Genomic DNA, 22,762 nt, shown 5'->3' with positions numbered 1-22,762 from the left:
AAAGGACAGTTTATGATTCAAAAATGCCTTTTTCCTGCTGCAGGTTATGGCACACGTTTTTTGCCTGCCACCAAGGCCCTCCCCAAAGAAATGCTTCCCATTCTCACCAAACCCCTCATCCATTTTGGCGTCGAAGAAGCGCTAGAAGCTGGCATGGACACGATGGCTATCATCACAGGGCGCGGTAAGCGCGCGCTGGAAGATTATTTTGACATCAGCTACGAACTCGAACACCAAATCAAAGGCACCAACAAGGAACATTTGTTGGACGAAACCCGTGATCTCATGAACCGTTGCACCTTTGCCTATGCCCGCCAAAACGAAATGAAGGGCTTGGGAGACGCCATCTTAAAAGGCCGACCGCTCATTGGCGATGAAGCCTTTGGCGTGGTCTTGGCCGATGACTTGTGCATCAACGAAGGGGGCGAGGGTGTCATGTCCCAAATGGTACGCATGTATGAAAAATACCGCTGCTGCATCGTTGCGGTGATGGAAGTGCCCGAGGAAGAGACCGACAAATACGGCATCATCGAAGGCAACGTCATCGAAAAAAACTTGTTGATGGTTTCTAACATGGTCGAAAAACCTGCCCTTGGTACAGCCCCTTCCAAGCTTGCTATCATCGGTCGCTACATCCTCACGCCTGATATTTTTGACATCATTGAGGGCACAAGCCCGGGCAAAAATGGGGAAGTACAAATCACCGACGCGCTTCTTACCCAAGCCAAAAAAGGCATGGTCTTGGCGTACAAATTCCAAGGTAAACGGTTTGATTGCGGGAGTATTGATGGGTACGTCGAAGCCACCAACTACGCCTACAGTCTCACCCAAAAAAACAAGTAAAGGAGCCACATGGTAACCAATACGCTCCATTTTAAAACCGTCGAACCCGACCTCATCAACGCCTACGTTTCACGGCTTCATGCCGAAGTTAACGGGGGCAAGGTGGGGTATTATCACCTTCCCAAAGAGGGGGGCCAAATCGTCCAAAAAGCCGCCGCCTTTGGGCGTATGCATCCGCATTTTAAGCACATCGTGGTGATTGGGATTGGCGGGTCATCCTTGGGGCCAAAGGCCGTTGCTTCCTTGCTCTTTGCCCATAAAAAAGAGGGGTCGCCGACGTTGCATTTCATCGAAAACATCGACCCGTGGAGCGTGGAAGCTACCCTAAAACCCCTCCTTCTTGAAGAGACCTATTTTCTCATTGTTTCCAAATCTGGCACGACCATCGAAACCCTCTCTTTGGCCAAAGTCGTCATGGCCCAAACAGGCTGTTTGCCAGGGAGTTTTCACTTTGCTGACCATTTTGGCGTCATCACCGACGAAAACTCTCCTCTTGATTCTTTTGCCAAAGAGTACGGGCTGAGTGCCTTTCACATCCCCCAAAACGTCGGCGGACGCTTTTCGGTACTCAGCGCCGTGGGTCTTGTGCCACTCACCCTCTGTGGTTACGACACCAAAGCCCTTTTAGAAGGGGCGGACGCGTGCAAAGAAACCTACGTGGAACAAGGCGACGAAGCCATCATGCAAAAAGCCTACCGCTACGCCATCCACAAGCAAGCTTCCATCAACGTCCTTTTTTCCTACGCCGATGCCTTTCGGGAATTCAACGCGTGGTACACCCAACTTTGGGCCGAATCTTTAGGCAAAAAACACGGCTACGCGCGCATGGGCCTTACGCCTATTGGCCTTATTGGTTCTGTGGACCAACACTCCTTTTTACAGCTCATCATGGAAGGGCCCAAAGATAAAACGGTCACGTTTATTAAAATCAAAAATTTCAATAAACCCAATCCCATCCCTAGCATCAAGCTCCCCTTTTTAGACAAGGTGGACTACACCGCAGGCCTTAGCATGGGAAGTTTGCTCAACGCCCAATGCGCCGCCACTATGCAAAGCATCATCCAAGAGGGCATCACCACGGACCTCATTGAACTTGACACCCTTGATGCGTGGCATACAGGGTATTTGATGTACTATTACGAATTGCTTACCTCGACGTGCGGCTTGATGCTTGGTATCAACACCTACGACCAACCCGGGGTGGAAGTGGGCAAACGTATCTTAAAAAATGTCTTAGGAGCCAGAGGATGAAAACGTGGGTGGGAGGTGTCATAGGTGTGTTACTACTTAGTGGATGTGCGCACTTGCCCTCTCCAAGCGCGTCAACCTCCTTTCCTTCATGCCTAGCCCCCCTTCGTGTGCTTGGCACCACAAGCCACGCAGGGCCCTTACATGTGACGCGTACCTTTTACCTAGGACACACGGGCGAAGTGTTGGTGTATGAAGAAGCTAGCCTTGATAGCGCACTAGAGTTTATCGTGGGCCCCGTGAGCATCATGAACGCAGGGTTTGAGTTTCGAACCTACCGCACCTTTGACCTTGACCGTTACCATGATGGCATCGAAGGCATTGGACGCGACGGGGAGCCGGTGCATTTGGTGACGCGCGCGCTGTATGAGGGATTTTTAACGGCTTATTCACGCGACCCTGCCCTTGTGGCTTCTTTTCAAGCCTGCCTCATGGACCAAACCCCCATGCCCTCGCCCGCCGCCTCAACACACACCCCAGCACTCTTTCAAAAAGCCGTCAAGTCCGACTGGAGCGGACGCACCTTTTGGCTACACGCCATCGCTAGAAGCAAATACCTCGAACGTTTCTAAACACGCGCGGTAACCCATTTCCATCAGCGTGTCGATGGAAGAAAAAGAGAAGAGCGAGAAATGCGAAAGCGCGGGTGAGCTTATGAGCCACGTGGCCTCCTTCTCTTGGGTGCGCACATTGGCATGCCAGCACAAAAACAACGCACGGCGCAACAAGGCGCCTTGTTTTTCTTGAACCACACAAGGGTGAAGGTTTACCGCCAAAAGGGGCAAGCCGCTCTCTTTGAGTGGGTGCAATGGCAGATTGTCCATAAACCCACCATCCCCATACCACTTTCCCGCAATAGCCCGAAAAGGAAAAAAGGGAGCCAATGCACATGTGGCCTCTAAAAAGTGGTGCAAGTTGCCCGCTTTGGCGTACACCACCTCCCCGTATTGCACGTCACACACGCTTACATGTAAAGGAAGAGGAAGGGTTTCAAGGCGCGTATGGCCACGAAACAGGGTTTCAAAAATGGGGTCTTTGACGTTGATTTTCCACACACTCCCGCCCCAAAGATTCCACTTGATGCTCTTTCTAAAGGCGCGGCTTTTGAAAAATGCCGCCATCTCTTGGGGCGCATTGCCACACGCGTATCCCGCGCCAATCACCGCGCCAATACTGCTACCGCTGATGGCCCTAACGCCAATGCCAAGCTCCTCAAGGGCTTTTAACACTCCTAAATGGTAGGCCCCGCGCGCCGCGCCGCCTGAGAGACACAGGCCAATCTCTTTAGGTATAGTTCCCAAAATCCAACACCTCCCAGCGTCCATCATGGTGCTCCACAATCGCCGTGCAACTCTCCACCCAATCGCCGCAGTTGAGGTACTCAACGCCTTCAATCATGCGAATCTCCGCCTTGTGGATGTGCCCGCAAATGACCCCATCGTACCCGTAACGCTTGGCATGGTCGGCCAAAATGGTCTCAAAGTCCGTGATGAAACTCACCGATTTTTTGACGTTTTGTTTGATGTATTTTGAGAGGGACCAGTAGCTACGCATCCCGCATTTTCGCCGCGTATAATTGAGCGCTTTGTTTACATGTAAGAGCATTTCGTAGCCTTTGTCGCCCAAATGCGCGACCCATTTTTTCGTTAAGGTAATGCTATCGAAAAAATCCCCATGGGTGACATAATAGGACTTGCCATTAAGGGCTTCATACAGCGTGTCTTTGATGATGTGCAAACGCTCCCCTAAAACCAATGGCGCAAAAGAGCGTAAAAACTCATCGTGATTGCCCAAGATAAAAAAGACTTCCGTTCCCTTGCGGGACTTGCGTAAAATCTTTTGAATCACGTCCGAGTGAGACTGGGGCCAATGCAAGCGCCGCTTAATGGCCCAACCATCGATGATGTCCCCCACAAGGTAGAGATGGTCGCTCTCGTGGTCGCGCAAAAACGCCAACAACTCCGCTGTTTTGGAAAATTTTGTCCCTAGATGCACGTCTGAGAGAAAGATGCTACGGTAGGTTTTCATGAATCTAAGTGTACACATATTTCATAACCAAACAATTACTGCATTAAACTATTGTTTACTTTTCGCTATAATCCCCGCGTGTGTGTCAAAACCGTGCATACCACCAAGGAGTGTCTTGTGTCATTAACCATTAGAACAAAAGGCTACGTGTTGGCCTTGTTTATTGTTGTTGGATTTACGGCAAATTTTCTCGTCGTTCTCTCAACCTTTTCTTCGTCAAAAAACGAATACAACCGCCTCGAAAACTTACTCAATCAAGAAAGCATACTCAAATCCCTTTTGGTCAATGGCTTACTTTTCAACTCCTCCAGACAGGTTGCCTTTAGTGACCTCTCCCAATCCCAACCCAAAGAAACCATGCAGCGCTCCTTAGAGGGCTTAAAAGAAGAGCTTGCGCGCCTTAAGCAGCTTGATGGCCCCTTGCATCAAGCCATCGTTCCTGCTGCTCACGCCTTTTTAGAACAAGCCACCCTCCTTCAGCGCCTCGCCCTTGAGGGCACGCCTGCTTCTTCTACTCAAAACGCCCTCACCTTGAAACATTGGCGAGAACTCAGAGACACCATAGGCGTCAACGAAGGAAACATTGGCCAAAAGGTGGCAGAAGAAAAAGAATCTTTTAGCGCACTCCTTGAAAATGCGCAACTTTTTATCAGCATCTTTTCCCTCATCGGACTAGCCTTTTTTACGGCGCTCATCTTTTTTATTATGCGCAGTATCACACGCCCTATCCATGAAGTCAACACCGTCGCCAAAGACCTTGCCATGGGAGAAGGCGACCTCACAAGGCGCTTGTTTTTGACAAGCCAAGACGAAATAGGCCAAGCCTGTCACAACATTAACGCCTTTATTGCCAAAATTCAAACCCTCATCCACCAAGCCAAACAACTCGCCGTCGAAAACGCTTCTATCTCCCACGAACTTTCCACAACGTCCCAAAGCGTGGGCGGGCATACCGAAAAAACAACCGAGGTGGTCGAACAAACAACCCAAAAAGCCCTGCAAGTCCAAAAAGAGATTGATGTGTTTGTAAAAGAGGCACAACAAAACAAAGAAGAGATGGGTCAGGCCAATCAAGAATTGCTCTTGGCTAAAAATGCCATGGCCCAACTTGCCAATAAGATGGGGCAAACCGCCCATGCTGAAACAGAGCTTTCATCGCGCATGGAAGGGCTTTCTCAGGAGGCCAAAGAGGTGAAAAATATTTTGGTTGTCATCAGCGACATTGCCGACCAAACCAACCTCCTTGCCCTTAATGCCGCCATCGAAGCGGCCCGCGCAGGGGAGCACGGACGCGGGTTTGCAGTCGTGGCCGATGAGGTGCGCAAATTGGCCGAAAAAACCCAGCATTCCCTCACACAAATCCACTCCACCATCAATGTCATCGTCCAATCTATCGCCGATGCTAGCGGGCAAATGACCCACAACGCCCAAGAAGTCCAAAGCCTCCTTGGCATCACAGAACAAGCGCAAAACCGCATCGGACAAGCTGTAAGCAAGGTGGTTTTGGCGACGCAGGCGAACGAAAAAAGTGTCAAGGACTTTACCCAAACGGGCAAGGAAATTCAGGGCATTGCTAGCAGTATTGAGCGGGTCAATCACCTCTCGGCTCAAAACGCGCGCAGCGTGGAAGAGATTTCAAGTGCGGCAGAGCATTTAGGGGAACTCACAGAACAGCTCAACCAAAAACTCGACATGTTCCGCACCTAAAAAAGGAGGCTAATAGGCCTCCCTCCCCTCCAAAAGCCGCAGCCATCCTCTAGCGATGCGGTAGATAAACCACACCAACGCGCCAAGGATGACAAAATACCCCACCACCACAAACAGCAATACTACCCCCACAACACTCCAAAAGACAAGCCACCAAAAACTACGAATTTGCCACGTATAGTGGCTTTGTAGCCACGTTCCGCGCGCGTCGCCTTTTTTCACATGGGCGATAATCACCCCAATAATCGCCGTAATGCCCACAAAAAATGAAGCAGCATACAACGCGTACACGGCTGTGGCAGGGCCTTTTTGTGCCCCAGGGGCATCTTTCACGTAAGGGCGTTGATCGTAACTGTGTTCCATCATGACCTCTTTTTTTGCCAAGATTGTAACACAAAAACCGCAACATCCCCTTACGCAAGGGCAACGTTTTGGCTATACTTTCCCCATGGATTTTCACACCCTTGCCCATGACACCTTGGCCTCCTATGTTGCGCGTGCGCATGACGCATCAACCCTTGCTATCACCCTTACCTTTGACCTCAAGGGCCACAGCACCATCGGCCAATGCCGCCAAGAAAAACGGGGCCATTACCGCATCCGCCTTCACCGTGAACTGTGTGAACACTACGGCCAAACCTACCTTGAAGATGTCATCCCCCATGAACTCGCCCACGCCTTGGTAATGGAACGTTTTGGGCGCAAAGCCAAACCTCATGGGACTCAGTGGAAAAGCATGTTATGCCACCTTGAAGGACGCGTGATTCCTTCAAAAGAGCGCCCCAAATACCCTCTTTTAAAGGCAAAATCCAGGCGTATTTCCCGTTACATGTACCGCTGCCCCTGCCAAAAACTCCACGCCCTTTCTGCCATCCGCCACAACCGCATTGTGCGCAAAACCCACGTGTATGCCTGCCTTACATGTAAGGGTGTTTTGCTGCCCGTAGAAAAATAAATGTTTTTGCACGCCCTGCCCTTTTGCAGCAAGAAAGCTCGGGTGACTCCTAAGGATTTTGGTTTTATTAGTAGATAATTATTTTCTTTTAAGATTATTTATCTATAATACTTCTATTAAAACATACCACAAGGAGTTACTATGAATACTGTTACATTGCTAAACCAAATCCAAGCCGACGCCCATGCGTTGTTTGTCAAGCTTCACAACTACCACTGGAACATCAAAGGGATGCACTTTTATCCTGTGCACAATAAAACAGAAGAGTTGTACGATAAAATGGCGGAGATTTACGACGCTACCGCAGAACGCGCCATCCAACTTGGCGGTAAAGCCGTCCTTAGCACAGGCCAGCTTGTCGCCCTTACTGCCATCGAAGAAGAAACCGCGGAGAGTTTTGACTCTCGCACCGTGCTTGTGAGCATCATCAAGGACTTTACGTACCTTAAAGGGAAATTTCAAGAGCTTGCAACCGCAGCTGCTGCGCAAGGTGATAGCACCACTGTTGCCCTAGCTGAGGGCGAAATTGCAACATTTGAAAAAGAAATTTGGATGCTTAGCGCCTCTGTGGCATAATACTTCGGGGGCTTTGCCCCCACACCTTTACATGTAAGGACAGTTGCGTGCTAGCAACCTACGGCCCCGCCTTTTTACTCACTCTTTTTGCTGGTCTTTCTACAGGTATTGGCGCGGGACTTGCTTTTTTTACCAAGCCCGGTGACACACGCTTTCTCTCCATTGGTATGGGGTTTTCAGCAGGCGTGATGATTTACATCTCCTTTGTTGAAATCCTCCCAAAATCCCAAGACGAATTTGTCGCAGTGTATGGAATGATTGGTGGTGAAATCCTTGGCTTGCTCTGCTTTTTTGGCGGCATCGCCCTTGCCTTTTTAATCGACCACTTCATCCCAGAAGACGTCAACCCCCACGAATTTAAAACCAAAAGCGAAATTCGCACCCTCAAAAGCAACACCGCCGTACTTAAACGTACCGGCGTGTTTACTGCCGTTGCCATCGCTATCCATAACTTCCCTGAGGGCTTTGCCACCTTCGTCTCCGCCCTTGATAGCCTCGCCCTTGGCATTCCCATCGCCCTTGCCATCGCTATCCACAATATTCCTGAGGGTATGGCGGTTTCCCTTCCCATCTACCACGCCACAGGAAAACGGCGCACTGCCTTTTGGTATGCCTTTGCCTCGGGTCTCGCGGAGCCTGCGGGTGCCTTGATTGGGTATTTTCTACTCGCCCCCCTTATGGGCGAACTGACCCTTGGCATCACCTTTGGCTTTGTGGCAGGCATGATGGTTTACATCTCCTTTGACGAGCTCTTGCCCTCCGCTAGGGTCTATGGCAATGCACACACCACCATTTTGGGCATCGTCCTTGGGATGCTTGTCATGGCACTTAGCCTCATTGGCTTTGCTCTTATTTAATATTTCGCATTAACACAAAATCCAAAAATTATCCCCAACTCATGGTAGAATACCCTCATCGACCTTACATGTAAAGCGTTTACATGTAACCACCTGCGTGGCTTTTACAAGCTCACCCTGTGTTGCTGCCGCAACCCAAATTCTCGTAAGGAATCTCATGAGCACTATTACCGAAGAACACATCATTCAAAGCGTTCAAGACGCGCTTCAGTACATCTCCTATTACCATCCTGCTGACTTTGTCAAGGGCATGGTAAAGGCTTATGAAAACGAACCCTCTCCTGCTGCTAAAAATGCGATTGGTCAGATTTTGATTAACTCCAAAATGTGTGCCATTGGCAAACGCCCTATCTGTCAGGACACGGGCATGGTTACCATGTTCGTTAAACTCGGCCTTAACGCGAAGCTTGAACTCAAGCGTCCTTTGCAAGATGTGCTTAACGAAGGTGTTGCAAAAGCCTACACCCACCCTGATAACACCTTGCGTTACTCCGTACTAGCAGACCCTGCAGGCAAACGTAGCAACACCAAAGACAACACTCCTGCGGTCATTCACATCGAAACAGACCTCTCCGACACCCTTGAAATCACCGTAGCAGCTAAAGGTGGCGGTAGCGAAAACAAAGCCAAATTTGGCGTGTTAAACCCAAGCGATGACCTTGAAGAATGGGTAGTGAAACAAGTTGCAGGCATGGGCGCAGGATGGTGTCCCCCCGGCATCATCGGTATTGGTATCGGTGGTAGCCCTGAAAAAGCCATGATTCTTGCAAAAGAATCCTTGATGGACCCTGTAGACATTTTTGACCTAAAAGCCAGAGGGGCCAAAAACCACCTCGAAGAAAAACGCTTAAGCTTGTTTGAAAAAATCAACAACCTCGGCATCGGCGCCCAAGGCCTTGGCGGGATGAATACCATCCTTGATGTCAAAATCAAAGACTATCCTACCCATGCAGCTTCCTTGCCTGTTGCTATCATCCCTAACTGTGCCGCCACACGCCACATTCACTTCACCCTTGATGGCTCAGGCGCAGCAGAGTTTACGCCACCGTCCTTAGACTTGTGGCCAGACATTGAGTTGCCTACTGATGGGTTGAAAAAAGTCAACATCGACACCCTTACCAAAGCAGACCTTGCCCAGTTTAAATCTGGCGACACCTTGCTTATTAGTGGCAAAATCCTCACCGCCCGTGACGCGGCGCACAAAAAAATCATCGACCTAATAAAATCAGGCGAAGGGCTTCCTGAAGGGCTTGATTTGAAAAACCGCATGATTTACTACGTGGGACCAGTTGATCCTGTGCGTGATGAAGTTGTCGGACCAGCAGGCCCAACCACCTCTACCCGCATGGACAAATTCTCCAAAGATATCCTAGAAACTGGGATTTTGGGCATGATCGGCAAAGCAGAGCGTGGCCAAGCTACGGTTGATCTTATCAAAGAGTACGGCAGTATTTACCTCATCGCCACCGGTGGCGCGGCGTATTTGATTGCCAAGTCCATCAAAGGCGCACGTACGGTTGCCTTCCCAGAAATGGGTATGGAAGCGGTATATGAATTTGAAATCGAAGACATGCCAGTGACTGTTGGTGTGGATTCACAGGGTAATTCCATCCACCAATCTGGCCCACTTTTGTGGAAAAAAGCCTAACTTAACCCCGTGCGGCGCGTTTGCCGCACCCTTTTCTCTCCTCAAGGCACATGCTTGTAAATTCTTGCAAGCATGTGCCCAAACACCCCTCCCTCAAACCTTCACCCAGACCCTTTACATGTAAGGCATTTTGCCAAAAAACTTCTTAAAATAAACATTTTTTAGGCATTAATATACAGTATGGTTTTTATTTTATGATGAATTATTTATATTTTATACATTAAACTGTATATAAGAAGAATATTTACGGGGATTTAGTCTATTTTATGGGTTATCTGGTGATGAACATGTAGAAAGGATTGCCGTCTAATTGCATGTCAATCCAAATGCCATTTTCTTGGCCAATTGCCGCGGTTAGGGCTGCGATGGAAGTGTAGGTTTTAGGGAGGTCAAAGATAACCTTGATGTTTGTCTTAGACAACTTAGACTTCGCACTTCCGGTGATAATATTGCACAACTCACCCACGCCGTCCATAATGGCTTCATTGTCCGTAACAGCCACCTCTTCGCCTAGCATCGCTTCAAGGGCGTACACCGCCAAGGGACGCGGGAAAAGCAGTACAAAGTGTCCTTGGATGTCTCCCTTGAAATGCATCATCGCCGTGATAACATCGCCTTCGATTTTGGTCGTAAAGGGCTTGATTTGGTGAGAGGTTTTTTTTGCTTCCATGCCTGTGTAAGAGACCAAGGTTTCTACGGCGGTATCCATGAAGATGGGAAGGTTTGCCACTAAGATTTTTGACAAAGGAAGCGCACTTACGGCGGGTTTGCTCGTTGAAGAATTGAGGCGACACTGCGTAATGGCGATGTCGTAACCGTTTTCCATGCGTCGTTTAAAATCCGACTCATCGTTGGCACGATGCACGCTGTACCCTTGACGCACTAGCATGGTGCAAATCTTATCCATGTTCGTTTCATCTTCGTCAAATACTAAAATATTGAGGTCTTTTTTGAGTGTTTTTGGGGCAAAAAACAAGCGGGCCGCTTGAACGGTCTTGCACAATTTAACAGGGGTGTCGTGTGTCATCACCTTTAGCGCTTCATAGGTTCTTCCCGAATAATCCGTCAAAGCCACCGGAACGCCCAAAAGTTTAGGAATGGTCTCAAGACGTGCGATTAAAAATTTTAAAGATTTTGCATCATACATGGCGCTTTTGAGGCTTATCACCACCCCTTTGACATTGCGGTTTTTAACACTCTCGCGTGCACTCACGATTGTGTTAACAAGCATGGTCACTTTTTGGTCTTGCATAGCCCCAGCATAAGCCACTGTCATAATCTCATTTTGAATCGTGTACATTCCACCCTACCCTATTTTGACAAATTAAAGTAATATCTTAACCAAGAGAGTATTGAAGTATGATTAAAATTCAAAATAAACATCTTCTTTTCCAATAAATATTCTAAAAAGAGAAAAGATTTCATTTTTCTTTTTAAATCCCTAAATATCGGCTTTGAAAACTTTGTCACAAAGTCATGATTTTATCATTTTTCTTGAAGTTTACCTGCGGTTGCGCGCAAGGCTTCTTCCCCTAAGGCACCATCGGTGTTTTGAAAAATAATACACAGTGCCACGCTTATAAAGGTACTTTTTGGGTACATGTTGCGCACATAGTCTTAAAAAGATAAAGGATTTTGAAGTTGGTGGGGTTTGTGGCGGACAGAGAGGGAAATCTTAAACGAATATAAAACAACTACAAACTACCACAAATACGTACTTTCGTAATTCTGTTTTTTTCAAAAAAATCTCTCATTTTTAACATTTTTGGGCACAATTTGGACACAGTAAAGATGGCTAAATTTCCCTCTTTTTTCTGCAAATATATATCACGCGTAAAATCAAACTTCTTTTCATTCCTGAAGCATTTATTAAATTACAAAAAATATTAATAATTAATCTTATGTTTTTTTACCGTGCTATAATAGAAAAAATTTATGTGCAAGGTTATGCAAAATGTACGAACTGCACCAGATTGACCCAAGAATAGTCAAAAAATACTACGAAACAGTTGCAAAAATAACTAGCACAAAGCATCAGTACATTATACTTTTTAGCATTATGAAAAAAACTTTTCACCACCTAATCCCCACACAATATAGTTATTTTGCTGAAAGCTATTTACACAAACTTCTTGAACCACTAAAAAAACAAATTGAAGCTAAATATAAAATTAGAAAATTTAACTCGCCCAATGAAGCGGATGGAGTGTTTACTAAAATAGAAAATCAAATAGATACTACATCCTTTAAGTGCGCAGATGAAAAAAAAGAGTTTGAAGACATAATTGACTCTTTTTATGAATTACTAGATCATGATTTATATGCAGAAGCCAATGGTGAATCATTCTTGTATTCTTTTTCTCACATCATCCATATTGGAACTCAACATGAAGAGGCTTATCAAAAATGGGAAAGACAAAATACCAACAAGCCCCATGAATCAAACTATGATATTTCTAGAAATACAAATGACACTAAAGCAAAAATGATTGCCTTCAAGCTTAATCATCTCAACAATGAGCTTGCAAATCCATCTCTAGAAGAAACTAGGATGCTTGGGTATAGCTATCAAAAAGAAACCTTGCAAGATTTTATAGCCCATAGCCACATCACTGCAAAATCAATCAACGAACTGAAAAAAATAAAAGATAATTTTCCAAATGATATTCTTATACAATCCAAAACGGATTTAGCGCATATTATCAATGCAAATACCCCTATTGAAAAAAAAGATATTTTTCGAAGTTTTTTTACTTGTATATTTGGTGTATATACATTTACTTCAAAAATTAATGGCAGGGAAATACCATATACAAAAGTATATAGCCTTGCTACCAAACTATCAGAACTCTTCTTCCCTGAACTAAAGAATTGGAAACAGCCTTTATTTGCAAAAGAAAAAACAAAAAGACCCATAGTTGAAACTAAAATATTTAATGGTCTTCCTCTGATGACATTTGAAGATGGGAGGAGGAAGATTAAGAAAGAGCAAGAAGAAATTGCAATCACAACTGAATATTTGGAAACATTTATCAAGTCTTCTCAAAAATACCTTCATTTAAGCAAAAGTTAAATTCTCTAAACATTTTAAAACCCTACTTTTTACTCCTGACAAGTCAGCCTCCAAAATCTTACAATCCTCTTATCAATTGATACAAAATCAAAAACTTGACTGAGCTCAGTCTCCAACAAAGGAGACATCATGCTTACTCTCAAAGGTAAGTTACTGAACATATTCACCACAAGTGAATACACAACGGCAGAGGGGAAAACTATCCCTCCAAAGACAAAGTTGCAATTGCTCACCAAAGTGCCTTTAAAAAACGGTTCTTTAAAGAATGAGTTGATAGATTTATCAATTCCTATTGAAAAAGTCACCAAATACAAAGGCAAGGAAAACAGTGACGTGGAAGTAGATGTTGCCATTATAGGCAAATGTAATTTTTATGGAGTTTAGTTGCGGCCAACTTCGTCTTGGAGGAGAGAGCTGTTGCGCTCGACTTCGAGTCGGAGTTGGTCTAACAACGAGCTAAAAACATGAGTACTCAATAAATATATCCGAGGCGTTAGATTCACAAAAACTTAAAGGACTGGCGGTTTTTACTTAGTGCGGTGGGTGGGTGCGAATAAGTAAAAACTAGCCAGAGGTTACAGGGGGTGCTAGTAACACCCCCTCACATACATCAAATAAAATATTTCAAGGAGATAAAATGCTTGATTATAATGACATGCCAGCCCTTATCTCTGGTATTGATACATGCTATTACTTTGCCAAAAGCAACCATCTATATGATGAACTATTTGAACGACTATTGGGTAGCATTTCCCAAGAAATCTCTAGATTAGCAACATTTGGCATCGATACCAGAAATCATCCTGTTAGGATAACTATAGATGAGCACGAGTTCATTTATACAGGCAAAGGCCAAGACGGTTTCCATTGGTTCAAAAACGAGGTGGTAAGGCTAGGATTCAAGCATCCTGAGTCAAACGTCACGCAAAATGATATCAAAGTCCAACTAGATGCCAAAGGTATCTACACAGCGGGTCTAAAAAGCTTAATCGAGTATGTCAATCATGATATCTTGGGAAAATATGTTTTAGACCAAACTTTTCCCATTACAAGAGTGGATTTGAACTGCTTTATACAGCATGATTTTTCATACCTTGATGCTAGCATGATTGTTTCCAAAAAAAAGAGCTATTCTGAAATCATCAAAAGCTACGGGAGCACAAGAACTAAAGAGACTATCTATGTGGGCAAAAAACCCTTCATGCTTAGAATCTACAACAAAAAGAGTGAACTTAAAAACTCCCCCAAAGAAGCCATGATGATGGAGTATTTCAAAGCCCGTCACTTTGATTTGGAAAAACCCATATTCAATGTAGAGTTTGAATTGCACCGTGAATTTTTGAAGCAATATGACATCACTACACTAGAGCAAACCCTTAGTCGCGCAGAGATTCTTTTTCGTCACTGCATGGACACCATCAGAATCATCAACCCAGAGAGCATCAACGAAAAAGAAAAAAATTCTTACAACAGAAACAGAGCCAAGACCAATCCAGTCTGGACATTCATGAAGCTCTCTTATATTCTGAAACAATTTTTCCAACACCAACATGACCTCAGCCGTATCAATAAAAATCCTGAGCGATATTCTCTCACTGACGCACAAAAAGCCATTGAGAAGATTCTCAAGCGAACCATCTTCAATGGGGGTGGATTGCCCACTAGGCTATTCATGCATCAATGTTTGGACAGTGTTAAGCAGAGCATGGAAATTGACACGGCTATTCATGCATCCAAGCTATTGGTTCAAGTATTGGATAATTCAACCCAAGAGCCCTATGAAGCCAAACTCCAACGCCTTAGCAATGATGATTTACTTGCTTTAGAAAAAGAGATGACAGATGCAATTGGCAACCATATTTACAATCAAGAAGAGCTCTATCAAAAATATATAACCCTCTCATGCTACATGGAAAAAAGAGGTATTGACCTTGTGGGTCGATTGGAGTTTTAAATGATTGATATGGAAAACATCAACCTTATTAAGGAAATGGCTCAAGATATTGAGGTTATTAAAAAATCTCTCTCAAACCAAACTCAAAAGAGGTGGTTAAACGTTAAAGAACTGGCTATTTATCTAGGTTACTCTAAAGATAGAATATACAAGCTCAAAGAAGAAGTGCTTATTGAAGGCGTTCACTTCTATAAAAAAACTGGTAAACTTCTATTTGACAGAGTTACGATTGACGAATGGGTAGTTGGGAAGGATACCAATGACATTAACAAATCGCAACGGCAAATTGTGGATAACATTTTATCATCAGTCACAAAGATATAGAAAATCTTTGAATCTTGATGATACAAAGGCAAACCGCAAATTTGCAACAAACCACATTATTCCAGAGTTGCAATACAAAATCAACTCTGGAGAGTTCTTTAACATTGAAAATGAAAAAGTACCAACTGTTGGGGCATTTGCTAAAGTTAGCTTTGACATTCACAAGAATGAAAGACGTGAGATAACTCAAAAACGTTATATCCGTTTATATGAAATCCATATTGAGCCTTATTTTAAAAATAGGCGCATGGATAGCATCAAACCTTCTGAGTTAGCTAGATGGCAAAATAAGCTCTTGGAAAAAGTAACTGGAAAAACTGCAAAAGGTGTTAGAACTATCTTTTATACATTTTTTGAAGATGCTCTCAAAGATGAGATAATTACAAAAAATCCATTTGCTTTGATAAAAGCCCCTAACAGTGAAATCCAATTGCATAAAAACCCTTTTTCAGTGGAGCAAATATTTAAAATCTTAGACGCTCTTCCTGACAAGGTAAGGGCATTTTTTGCACTTGGTTTTTTTACTGGTATGAGAACTGGGGAGATTATTGGTCTGAAGTGGAAAGATATAGATTTCTACGATAAAACGATCAGAGTTGAGCGGAGCAGAAGGCAAGGCGTGGAAACGCTTCCTAAAACAAAAAATAGTATCAGAACGATTGATATTATCGATTCGCTCATGCCCCACTTGGAGCTTCATAGGATGCTTGTAAAAGATAAGAGTGAATATGTATTTGAAACTTATCTTGGAGAGCCTTTTAACACTTGTGACAAAATCAGTTCTCACTACTGGCGCCCAACTTTAAAAAAGCTAGACATTACATATCGTAACTTGTATCAAATGAGACATACTTTTGCATCACTGATGATATCAAATGGAGAAGATGTTTTATGGGTTTCTAATATGTTAGGTCACAAGCACAGCTCGATGACACTTGACATGTATGCTAGATATACAAGGCAAAAAGAGAGGAAAAGAGCGAGCTTTTTACAAGAAGCATCTTGACACTTTTGGGCACAATTTGGACACAGTGGGATTTTCTCTTACCGGAAGTACCGTAAAATAGGGGTTTTAAGGTAGGTGGCGGACAGAGAGGGAAATCATTATTGATATACCCATAGCCAGAAACCCCCACCATTAGGGGGTTTAATGACATTTTAACTCCTTTTTTTGTTGGACACTTGTTGGACACTTATTAAAAACAATATCAAAAAATAGCCATAATTCAACTTAATTTTATTAAAATGGGTTATTTATCAATTTTTTAAACTTATATAGGTCTAAGGGCTTACATTGATACAATTTCAATAGGTTTTAGTAATTTGTTTTGTGTTGTTTAATGCTTTATATTTTATAAGTAAGTGGTTTATATATAATAATCTGCACTATAAAAGTGCATCTTATTACGCGTATGTTGTAATAGTCAATTCATATATAAAAATAATATATAGTTTTATTAGTCTTTGGTGTATTGTATAAATGATATATTATTTTTAAGAAGACTAAATCAAGAAGACTACATACATATAAGACTTTAATAATAATCCCTTTTAAAAAAAAAGGCTAACGTAGTTAGCCCTAGAAAAAGAAAGTAATATATATTTTTATATGTCTTATAGTCTTTTTGATATATAAAAAGAATATATCTTTTATCGCGCGTATATGTATTAAGTCTTAATATATATATAATAAGGGGTTGTTTATTTTTATTTTAGTTAATAGTGGTTTTTGTGAGGGTTGTATTTTATTGAAATGGGGCTAAATTGTATCAAAATAAGCCCCTAGGCTTTGAAAGTTGAAAAAGATGGGTAAAAGTAGCTATATGTTGAAAAATTAAAGAATAAGGCTATATTTTATATAAAACTTTAACATATTCTTTTTTATATTGTTGCTCTTGCTCTTGTTTAAATTGTGGTTTAATTTCATAGTCGTCAAAAAAATCATTGATATTATATTGATTATTTTTATTTTTTTTATATTCGTGAGTTTTTGGAATGTGGTGAAAGTACATTGTCTTATAGTAGGTTATATCTCTTAATAATGTAATTTTATGTTCTAGCACTGCTATTTTTTCATTTAAAAAAATGTTATTTATTTTATAAGTAATTGAAGCTATAGCAATAAAACAAATTAGCACAATTGCAACCCAATTACGAAAAATAATTCTATAAGTTGTTTTGTTATTTTGTAATAATAATAGTTCTTTTTGTAGCTCTTTATTTTCTTGTTTTAGTTGTTCATAATTTTCCATTTTTGCTCCTTATCTGTCGCTAAAAGTTGTTGTTTTTCTTGCTTGTTCTAGTTCTTGTCTGTGCTTTTCTTTTTGTTCTTGTAGCTCTTTTTCTTTTTGTTGTAAACGTATTGCAACTTCCTCCTCTGCAAACAGCCCCACAATAATTCTTAGATTTGAAATTTCTTGCATCATTTCTATTTTTTCTTTGTTTTGATTTTCTATTAATTTTTGTAGATCTATATTTTCCATTTTTAGCCCCTTATTTTCTTGTTTTAATGGTTCTAATTCTTGTAAAATAGATGTTAATTCTTGATTTTTGTTTTTGTATTTTTGTAATAAATTTATGTTATCTTTTTGCTCTTTTTCTTTGTTTTCTTGTGTGTTTTTTAATATAAAAATTTCTTGATTTAATTTTTTAATTTGCTCACTTTGTTGCTCTATGTCAGTATTGTTAAATTTTTGCAATTTTTGAATTGCTAAGTCTTTTAAATGGGTTATGTCTTCAATCTGGTTTTGTTGAAATTTGATTATTTTTTCATAATTTGCAACTTTTAAAATAATTTCATTTTTAGCCTCTTTGATTTCTTTAATGTCATTTTGTATATTGTTGTTTTTATGTATATAATTTAATATATCTTGTTTTAAATTGTCTTTATCAGTGATAACATTTAAAATTGTATTATTATTTATAATGTCATTAACTGTATTGTTTAACTCTTTTTTATATTCTTTTAATGTTTCTTTTTCAATAATTTTTAATGCTTTTGGTTGTATGTAATCAAAACCTCCTGAATTGATTTTATGAGTTGCAAATAATTTTCTTATAGAATTTTTTTTGTCTTGTTTATGTTGTGTTGTTTGTTGTATTTGTTGCAATTGTTGTTGTGCTGCTATTGGTAAAAGTTGTGCTTTTTCTTGTAATGTTTCTCTTTCTTTAATGTTATATTTTTCTAATATTGGTATAAAATTTTTTTCAATGTTGGCCACATCTGTTTTTCCTGCTTTCATTAAATTATCTTGGTTAAATTTCATTTCTTTTAAATTAAAAAAAGATAATGAAAAATGTAAGTGAGGAGTAGTTTCGTCAAGGTGTATTATGCTCTCTAAAATTTGCTGATCTTTAAAGTATTCTCTTAAATGTTTGTCTATTTCTTTTAAAAATTGTATATGCTCCTCCTCTTGCAATCCTTTGGCTTGTATTGTGTAATTTACACTAAAAGCACTTCCTTCTTTTAGCATCCTGTTTTTTGTTTTGTGTTGTAAATTATGCTCTCTTATTTGTTCTTTTTTTTCTTGTAAAAAACTGTCCCAGTTGTAATTATTTTCTTGTAAAATTATGTTTAAGTGTGTTCTACTTGGGTCTATATTTTCTTTAAATTTTGTGCGGTTGTTATGGTTTTTTATATTATTAAATGCCTCTTTGTTTTTAATTTTTAATACATTAAATGCTAATTTTGCCATTTTAAAACTCCTTTTTAATTTCTTTTTTTCAGCCCTTTAGGGGGCTGGAAACACCGGCTAAGGTACTTAGCCATAAGGTGCTATGTCTAAGCAAGCTTAAACAGTTGAAATTAATTATAGAAGTTTTTAAAAAAGTGAAAAGTATGAAGAATTATTATTTAAAATAATTTAAGTAGTTTAACTTTGCTTGTTCTTTCTCTTTTTGTTCTTGTAGCTCTCTTGCTAATTTTATAAATTGCTTAGTAAGCTCCCTTACCTCCCTTTTATTTTTGTAATAAATTTTAAACTCATTTAACAACTCTTGCTCTCCCTTTTTTTTTAAAAAAGCAACTAATAAAAAAAACATTTTAACCCCTTTTGGTTTATTTAATTTAATTATATAAACCTAATGGCTAACTACGTTAGCCTTTTTTTTAAAAAAGGATTATTTTATAGAGCTTATGCTAATACTTTAATAATTAAAAGTTATTTGATTGATACAATCTTTTAATTTTTCTAAGTTCATTTTGCCCCTATTGTAAACCATATGGGTAACATCTTTTGCAAAACTATGTCCCATTAAATACTTTTTAGTTTTTTCCTCACTTGTTGTATTTAGTTCTATCTCTTGAGAAAAGTTTTTTCTAAATGAATGAAATGATTTATCTTTTACTAATTCCTTTAATTTTCTGTTTATTCGTTTCCCTATATTTCGAGCCCTATTTTCAAGGTCTTGATTAAAGAATAGATAAATACCTTCTTTATTCTTTTTTAGTGTATTAATAGGGCTTAAAATGTTGCTATGAATAGGTATTATTCTTGTATGTTTCTTGTTGCTTGTATCTTGTAGATTTATGTGAATAAAATTATCTTTAATATCTTGTTTTTTTAATAGTAAAACCTCCTCCAATCTCAAACCTGTGTATAAACTAATTTTGCAAAGATATTTATATTCTTGCTCCATATCACTATTAAAAATTAAATCTAATTCTTTTTGTGTGTATTCCTCCCTCTTGATTTCTTTGCTTTCTTGTAATGGTTTTATGTTTAGAAGTGGATTTTCTTTGATAATTTCATCATAAACCAAATAATCAAAAAAGGTTTTGAAATTACTCATATGATTGTTGATTGTTTTTGGGTCTAATGGTTCATAATTTTCTTTTTTTCTTAGTTTTAAAACTTGCTCTATTGTGCTTTGATAATATTTTTTATCTTTGAAAAAGTTTTTTGGTAATTGTTGTAAATCTTTTTGTAGTTGCTTGAAAAATGCAAAGTTAAAAGTAGTATTTTTATTTGTAAAATATTGTAAATATCTATAACTTGCACTATATGCTTTTATGGAGCTGCTTGAAACTTTGTCAAAGTTTTTTCTATGTTCTAAGTAGTTTTCAAAATGTTGATCTATGTTTGTAATTTCTTGGGTTGTAGGTTGTGAAATTTTACCTTCTAATTTTTCCAACCTTGCCAAGATTTGATTATCTTTGTTTTGTTCAAGTTGTTTAATATATTTATGTGTTTCTATTTCTTCCTCAAAAATGTAATTAGTTAATGCTTCTTGCTCTTGTGGTGTTAATTGTATAAAATTTTCTTGTGCCTTGATGGTTTCTTCACCATATGCTATTGTGGCTTCTTCCCTTGTTAATGTTTCCCTATTTTTAATTTTGTTTAAAACTTGCTCCAATGTTGGCATTTCCAGCCTTTCAATTATTTTATCTCTTAGTATTATACAATACTCAAGATTACCACTTTTTAGGGATATTTTAAAAGGTTTTCCATTGATTCGCTTTGAAAAATAATAGATATTATTTCTCTTGTAAAGATATTTAGAATGTTGGACAGTTGTTGGACAAAATGTTGGACACTTATAGTTAATGGGGTTGTAATTTGCTTGAAAGTGCTTATTTATGGGGTTTTGGTGAAGTTCTGGCGGACAGAGAGGGATTCGAACCCTCGGTCAGGTTTCCCCGACGCACCCTTAGCAGGGGTGTGGTTTCAGCCAACTCACCCATCTGTCCGTAAAAAGTAGATGGGAATTATACACACCTCTTACTAATACTACCCTTAAAAGAAAATAGCCTTACATGTAAAGGGTTACATGTAAGGCTAAAACCCTAAAGAACGGCGATTTCTGGGGAAGAAATGGCACGCTTTAAAAGGTTTTCGAGTTTTCGCGCCGCACGTTTGTCTTCGGCCTTGACCTCTTCGATTTTCGCTTTTAGCATCGCGATAAGTTCAGCCTTGCGTACTAAACACTGCATGGAAGCTCCTTCTGTGATGGAATGCCTCAAAGAAGCAAAAACAATTCCACCCTAAAAGCGCTCTAAAATCTTCTCCACCACGCCACGAGGGTCGCTAGCGTGGTAAATTGGTCGTCCCACAACGATGAAATCTGACCCTTCTCTTCTGGCTACCTCAACCGTTGCCACCCGCTTTTGATCCCCCGCTTCTTCTCCAAAAGGGCGAATACCGGGGGTAAGCGTCAAAAATTCCTTACATGTAAAGGCCTTAATCTTTTGGCTCTCATACACCGAACACACCACGCCATGCAGCCCGCTCTCAAAGGCGTCTTTGGCAAACTGGGTGGCTTTTGCCTCGATAGTTGCGCCATACACCGCGCCAAAACCCGCCTCATCAAAGCTTGTCAACGCCGTAACAGCAAGCACAAGAGGAGGATTTGGCAAGCCGCTCACACGCGCCATCACCCTTTGCATGGCTTCTTTACCCGCGCTCGCATGCACGTTGAACATCTCCACGCCCATCTCCACCACCGCTTCAGCCGCGTCGGCCATGGTATTGGGAATGTCATGAAGTTTCAAATCCAAAAAAATCTTAAACCCAGAGTCGATGGCACGAATCTCTTCTAAAAACGGTTTGCCATCGCGAATAAACGCCCTCAACCCCACCTTCATCCACACATCCAGCCCCTGCAAAGAACGCACAAGGGCCAAGTTTTGCGCGGCACTTGGCAAATCAAGGGCGACACACAACTGCATCACACGCCTTTTTTAAGGGCGTCTAGCACGCCGTTGATAAACTTGGGCGACGTGTCATTGCCCATCTCTTTAGCCAACTCAATCGCCTCATTAATCGCCACCGCACTGTCCACCTCCGTGAACAAAAGCTCGTACGTCCCAAGGCGCAAAATAGCCCGCTCGATGGTGCCAAGCTTTTCAAGCTCCCACTCTTTTAAGTGTTCGTTGACCGCCTTGTCGATGGCTTCTTTGTTGGCCTGCACGCCCTCGTATAACCCTAACGCAAAAGCGCGTTGTTGGTTGCGGATTTTCTTTTCATCAAAAAGTTCGTTGATAAATTTATCGATGCCCTCATTGCCAATATCATGCGCGTAGAGCAAGCCTACAACGCTTTCACGCACTTGGTGTCTTGTTGCCATCCCTTATCCCTAAAACTGGCGGTAAAGGCTAAGAAGTTCAACGATACCTGTCATTGCTTCAAAACCTTTGTTGCCCGCTTTGCTTCCCGCGCGCTCGATGGCTTGTTCAATGTTATCCACCGTCAACACACCAAAGGTGACGGGTTTTCCATGTTTTAGCGCGACGTTTGCCACACCCTTAGTCGCCTCGGCCGACACATAATCAAAATGTGGTGTCGCGCCACGAATCACAGCGCCTACGCAGCATACCGCGTCAAACTTCCCACTGGCCAACGCCCGCTCAAGCGCCATAGGAATCTCAAATGCCCCAGGTACAAGCACCAAGCTTAGGTTTTCCTCTTTGCCGCCATGGCGCAAAAACGCATCGCGCGCACCCTCAACCAAACGGTCAGTAATGATATGGTTAAACCGTGCATTAATAATCGCAACTTTTTCATCGCCTTTTAGCGAGAGATTTCCTTCAAGAATTGTCATTGTGTTCCTT

Annotated in this window: 25 protein-coding genes and 1 tRNA gene; 13 read left to right on the top strand and 13 right to left on the bottom strand. The window is 41.4% G+C overall.

Annotated elements, in window-relative coordinates; translation table 11 throughout:
• Positions 1 to 12: 12 nt before the first annotated feature.
• Genes galU through AC5SLM_RS12465 form a run of 3 tightly spaced genes read left to right on the top strand, consistent with a single transcriptional unit; the run spans position 13 to position 2,663 of the window.
• Positions 13 to 843 (top strand): UTP--glucose-1-phosphate uridylyltransferase GalU, encoded by an 831-nt coding sequence (galU, locus tag AC5SLM_RS12475; RefSeq protein ID WP_495251293.1) that lies wholly within the window; start codon positions 13 to 15, stop codon positions 841 to 843.
• Positions 844 to 852: 9 nt separating this feature from the next.
• Positions 853 to 2,094 carry a glucose-6-phosphate isomerase gene (locus AC5SLM_RS12470; protein WP_495251292.1) on the top strand — a complete coding sequence of 414 codons (1,242 nt, stop codon included), beginning with the start codon at positions 853 to 855 and terminating at the stop codon, positions 2,092 to 2,094.
• Positions 2,091 to 2,663, top strand: coding sequence for a hypothetical protein (locus AC5SLM_RS12465; RefSeq protein ID WP_495251291.1), 573 nt, complete (start codon positions 2,091 to 2,093; stop codon positions 2,661 to 2,663). Before AC5SLM_RS12470 ends, AC5SLM_RS12465 begins: the two co-directional genes overlap by 4 nt.
• Here the strand turns inward: AC5SLM_RS12465 and AC5SLM_RS12460 are convergent.
• On the bottom strand, positions 2,622 to 3,392 hold the full coding sequence (locus tag AC5SLM_RS12460; RefSeq protein WP_495251290.1) for a patatin-like phospholipase family protein: 771 nt from the start codon (positions 3,390 to 3,392) through the stop codon (positions 2,622 to 2,624). The two genes, AC5SLM_RS12465 and AC5SLM_RS12460, sit on opposite strands and share 42 nt — an antisense overlap.
• Positions 3,376 to 4,137: a UDP-2,3-diacylglucosamine diphosphatase gene (locus AC5SLM_RS12455; RefSeq protein WP_495251289.1), complete on the bottom strand. Its 762-nt coding sequence runs from the start codon at positions 4,135 to 4,137 to the stop codon at positions 3,376 to 3,378. The genes AC5SLM_RS12460 and AC5SLM_RS12455 overlap by 17 nt, the downstream gene beginning before the upstream one ends.
• A 99-nt stretch (positions 4,138 to 4,236) precedes the next feature.
• On the opposite strand from AC5SLM_RS12455, the gene AC5SLM_RS12450 reads away from it, so the two are divergent.
• Positions 4,237 to 5,826: a methyl-accepting chemotaxis protein gene (locus tag AC5SLM_RS12450; protein ID WP_495251288.1), complete on the top strand. Its 1,590-nt coding sequence runs from the start codon at positions 4,237 to 4,239 to the stop codon at positions 5,824 to 5,826.
• A gap of 9 nt (positions 5,827 to 5,835) precedes the next feature.
• On the opposite strand, the gene AC5SLM_RS12445 is transcribed toward AC5SLM_RS12450, so the two are convergent.
• Positions 5,836 to 6,189 carry a DUF4870 family protein gene (locus AC5SLM_RS12445; protein ID WP_495251287.1) on the bottom strand — a complete coding sequence of 118 codons (354 nt, stop codon included), beginning with the start codon at positions 6,187 to 6,189 and terminating at the stop codon, positions 5,836 to 5,838.
• Between the two features lies 1 nt (position 6,190).
• Between AC5SLM_RS12445 and AC5SLM_RS12440 the strand changes: the two genes are divergently transcribed.
• The 4 genes from AC5SLM_RS12440 to AC5SLM_RS12425 all read left to right on the top strand — a co-directional run bounded on the left by AC5SLM_RS12440 (position 6,191) and on the right by AC5SLM_RS12425 (position 9,862).
• Positions 6,191 to 6,781: a SprT family zinc-dependent metalloprotease gene (locus tag AC5SLM_RS12440; RefSeq protein WP_495251286.1), complete on the top strand. Its 591-nt coding sequence runs from the start codon at positions 6,191 to 6,193 to the stop codon at positions 6,779 to 6,781.
• A 141-nt stretch (positions 6,782 to 6,922) separates the two neighbouring features.
• Positions 6,923 to 7,357, top strand: a complete 435-nt coding sequence (locus AC5SLM_RS12435; RefSeq protein ID WP_495251285.1) for a Dps family protein — start codon at positions 6,923 to 6,925, stop codon at positions 7,355 to 7,357.
• Between the two features lie 47 nt (positions 7,358 to 7,404).
• Positions 7,405 to 8,214 (top strand): zinc transporter ZupT, encoded by an 810-nt coding sequence (gene zupT, locus AC5SLM_RS12430; RefSeq protein ID WP_495251284.1) that lies wholly within the window; start codon positions 7,405 to 7,407, stop codon positions 8,212 to 8,214.
• A 157-nt stretch (positions 8,215 to 8,371) separates the two neighbouring features.
• Complete coding sequence (locus AC5SLM_RS12425) at positions 8,372 to 9,862, top strand: fumarate hydratase (protein WP_495251283.1); 1,491 nt, start codon at positions 8,372 to 8,374, stop codon at positions 9,860 to 9,862.
• A gap of 271 nt (positions 9,863 to 10,133) precedes the next feature.
• On the opposite strand, the gene AC5SLM_RS12420 is transcribed toward AC5SLM_RS12425, so the two are convergent.
• Complete coding sequence (locus tag AC5SLM_RS12420) at positions 10,134 to 11,162, bottom strand: chemotaxis protein CheX (protein WP_495251282.1); 1,029 nt, start codon at positions 11,160 to 11,162, stop codon at positions 10,134 to 10,136.
• 654 nt (positions 11,163 to 11,816) lie between these two features.
• Here AC5SLM_RS12420 and AC5SLM_RS12415 point away from each other — a divergent pair.
• From AC5SLM_RS12415 to AC5SLM_RS12395, 5 genes are all read left to right on the top strand, one after another.
• Positions 11,817 to 12,935 (top strand): hypothetical protein, encoded by a 1,119-nt coding sequence (locus tag AC5SLM_RS12415; protein ID WP_495251281.1) that lies wholly within the window; start codon positions 11,817 to 11,819, stop codon positions 12,933 to 12,935.
• A gap of 129 nt (positions 12,936 to 13,064) precedes the next feature.
• Positions 13,065 to 13,319, top strand: coding sequence for a hypothetical protein (locus AC5SLM_RS12410; RefSeq protein WP_495251280.1), 255 nt, complete (start codon positions 13,065 to 13,067; stop codon positions 13,317 to 13,319).
• Positions 13,320 to 13,572: 253 nt separating this feature from the next.
• Positions 13,573 to 14,889 carry a hypothetical protein gene (locus tag AC5SLM_RS12405; protein WP_495251279.1) on the top strand — a complete coding sequence of 439 codons (1,317 nt, stop codon included), beginning with the start codon at positions 13,573 to 13,575 and terminating at the stop codon, positions 14,887 to 14,889.
• Positions 14,890 to 15,213 (top strand): excisionase family protein, encoded by a 324-nt coding sequence (gene xisR, locus AC5SLM_RS12400; RefSeq protein WP_495251278.1) that lies wholly within the window; start codon positions 14,890 to 14,892, stop codon positions 15,211 to 15,213. It abuts the gene before it with no gap.
• A complete protein-coding gene (locus tag AC5SLM_RS12395; protein ID WP_495251277.1) occupies positions 15,149 to 16,219 on the top strand; it encodes a tyrosine-type recombinase/integrase in 1,071 nt (356 codons plus the stop codon). The genes xisR and AC5SLM_RS12395 overlap by 65 nt, the downstream gene beginning before the upstream one ends.
• 841 nt (positions 16,220 to 17,060) lie before the next feature.
• Here AC5SLM_RS12395 and AC5SLM_RS12390 read toward each other — a convergent pair.
• The 9 genes from AC5SLM_RS12390 to ribH form a co-directional block, all read right to left on the bottom strand.
• Positions 17,061 to 17,465, bottom strand: coding sequence for a hypothetical protein (locus AC5SLM_RS12390; RefSeq protein ID WP_495251276.1), 405 nt, complete (start codon positions 17,463 to 17,465; stop codon positions 17,061 to 17,063).
• Between the two features lie 9 nt (positions 17,466 to 17,474).
• Positions 17,475 to 18,908 (bottom strand): plasmid recombination protein, encoded by a 1,434-nt coding sequence (locus AC5SLM_RS12385; RefSeq protein ID WP_495251275.1) that lies wholly within the window; start codon positions 18,906 to 18,908, stop codon positions 17,475 to 17,477.
• Between the two features lie 154 nt (positions 18,909 to 19,062).
• Positions 19,063 to 19,254, bottom strand: coding sequence for a hypothetical protein (locus AC5SLM_RS12380; protein WP_495251274.1), 192 nt, complete (start codon positions 19,252 to 19,254; stop codon positions 19,063 to 19,065).
• Positions 19,255 to 19,359: 105 nt separating this feature from the next.
• Positions 19,360 to 20,577 carry a tyrosine-type recombinase/integrase gene (locus AC5SLM_RS12375; protein WP_495251273.1) on the bottom strand — a complete coding sequence of 406 codons (1,218 nt, stop codon included), beginning with the start codon at positions 20,575 to 20,577 and terminating at the stop codon, positions 19,360 to 19,362.
• Positions 20,578 to 20,811: 234 nt separating this feature from the next.
• Positions 20,812 to 20,902, bottom strand: a tRNA-Ser gene (locus AC5SLM_RS12370).
• 96 nt (positions 20,903 to 20,998) lie between these two features.
• The gene (locus AC5SLM_RS12365) at positions 20,999 to 21,145 is read right to left on the bottom strand and encodes a hypothetical protein (protein ID WP_495251272.1); all 147 of its coding nucleotides are present in this window, start codon (positions 21,143 to 21,145) and stop codon (positions 20,999 to 21,001) included.
• Between the two features lie 51 nt (positions 21,146 to 21,196).
• Positions 21,197 to 21,880 carry an orotidine-5'-phosphate decarboxylase gene (pyrF, locus tag AC5SLM_RS12360; protein WP_495251271.1) on the bottom strand — a complete coding sequence of 228 codons (684 nt, stop codon included), beginning with the start codon at positions 21,878 to 21,880 and terminating at the stop codon, positions 21,197 to 21,199.
• Positions 21,880 to 22,278 (bottom strand): transcription antitermination factor NusB, encoded by a 399-nt coding sequence (gene nusB / locus AC5SLM_RS12355; protein WP_495251270.1) that lies wholly within the window; start codon positions 22,276 to 22,278, stop codon positions 21,880 to 21,882. Before nusB ends, pyrF begins: the two co-directional genes overlap by 1 nt.
• A gap of 9 nt (positions 22,279 to 22,287) precedes the next feature.
• Complete coding sequence (gene ribH, locus AC5SLM_RS12350; RefSeq protein ID WP_495251269.1) at positions 22,288 to 22,752, bottom strand: 6,7-dimethyl-8-ribityllumazine synthase; 465 nt, start codon at positions 22,750 to 22,752, stop codon at positions 22,288 to 22,290.
• Positions 22,753 to 22,762: the final 10 nt, after the last annotated feature.

The organism is Sulfurospirillum sp. HTRB-L1 (assembly GCF_059415125.1).
This window is presented reverse-complemented; position numbering and strand designations above follow the sequence as displayed.

Excerpts from the sequence above, each read along its gene's own strand:
- galU (WP_495251293.1), top strand. The coding sequence starts at position 13 with ATGATTCAAAAATGCCTTTTTCCTGCTGCAGGTTATGGCACACGTTTT.
- AC5SLM_RS12470 (WP_495251292.1), top strand. The coding sequence starts at position 853 with ATGGTAACCAATACGCTCCATTTTAAAACCGTCGAACCCGACCTCATC.
- AC5SLM_RS12465 (WP_495251291.1), top strand. The coding sequence starts at position 2,091 with ATGAAAACGTGGGTGGGAGGTGTCATAGGTGTGTTACTACTTAGTGGA.
- AC5SLM_RS12455 (WP_495251289.1), bottom strand. The coding sequence starts at position 4,137 with ATGTGTACACTTAGATTCATGAAAACCTACCGTAGCATCTTTCTCTCA.
- AC5SLM_RS12445 (WP_495251287.1), bottom strand. The coding sequence starts at position 6,189 with ATGGAACACAGTTACGATCAACGCCCTTACGTGAAAGATGCCCCTGGG.
- AC5SLM_RS12440 (WP_495251286.1), top strand. The coding sequence starts at position 6,191 with ATGACCTCTTTTTTTGCCAAGATTGTAACACAAAAACCGCAACATCCC.
- AC5SLM_RS12435 (WP_495251285.1), top strand. The coding sequence starts at position 6,923 with ATGAATACTGTTACATTGCTAAACCAAATCCAAGCCGACGCCCATGCG.
- AC5SLM_RS12425 (WP_495251283.1), top strand. The coding sequence starts at position 8,372 with ATGAGCACTATTACCGAAGAACACATCATTCAAAGCGTTCAAGACGCG.
- AC5SLM_RS12420 (WP_495251282.1), bottom strand. The coding sequence starts at position 11,162 with ATGTACACGATTCAAAATGAGATTATGACAGTGGCTTATGCTGGGGCT.
- AC5SLM_RS12415 (WP_495251281.1), top strand. The coding sequence starts at position 11,817 with ATGTACGAACTGCACCAGATTGACCCAAGAATAGTCAAAAAATACTAC.
- AC5SLM_RS12410 (WP_495251280.1), top strand. The coding sequence starts at position 13,065 with ATGCTTACTCTCAAAGGTAAGTTACTGAACATATTCACCACAAGTGAA.
- AC5SLM_RS12405 (WP_495251279.1), top strand. The coding sequence starts at position 13,573 with ATGCTTGATTATAATGACATGCCAGCCCTTATCTCTGGTATTGATACA.
- xisR (WP_495251278.1), top strand. The coding sequence starts at position 14,890 with ATGATTGATATGGAAAACATCAACCTTATTAAGGAAATGGCTCAAGAT.
- AC5SLM_RS12395 (WP_495251277.1), top strand. The coding sequence starts at position 15,149 with ATGACATTAACAAATCGCAACGGCAAATTGTGGATAACATTTTATCAT.
- AC5SLM_RS12390 (WP_495251276.1), bottom strand. The coding sequence starts at position 17,465 with ATGGAAAATTATGAACAACTAAAACAAGAAAATAAAGAGCTACAAAAA.
- AC5SLM_RS12385 (WP_495251275.1), bottom strand. The coding sequence starts at position 18,908 with ATGGCAAAATTAGCATTTAATGTATTAAAAATTAAAAACAAAGAGGCA.
- AC5SLM_RS12380 (WP_495251274.1), bottom strand. The coding sequence starts at position 19,254 with ATGTTTTTTTTATTAGTTGCTTTTTTAAAAAAAAAGGGAGAGCAAGAG.
- AC5SLM_RS12375 (WP_495251273.1), bottom strand. The coding sequence starts at position 20,577 with ATGCCAACATTGGAGCAAGTTTTAAACAAAATTAAAAATAGGGAAACA.
- AC5SLM_RS12365 (WP_495251272.1), bottom strand. The coding sequence starts at position 21,145 with ATGCAGTGTTTAGTACGCAAGGCTGAACTTATCGCGATGCTAAAAGCG.
- pyrF (WP_495251271.1), bottom strand. The coding sequence starts at position 21,880 with ATGCAGTTGTGTGTCGCCCTTGATTTGCCAAGTGCCGCGCAAAACTTG.
- nusB (WP_495251270.1), bottom strand. The coding sequence starts at position 22,278 with ATGGCAACAAGACACCAAGTGCGTGAAAGCGTTGTAGGCTTGCTCTAC.
- ribH (WP_495251269.1), bottom strand. The coding sequence starts at position 22,752 with ATGACAATTCTTGAAGGAAATCTCTCGCTAAAAGGCGATGAAAAAGTT.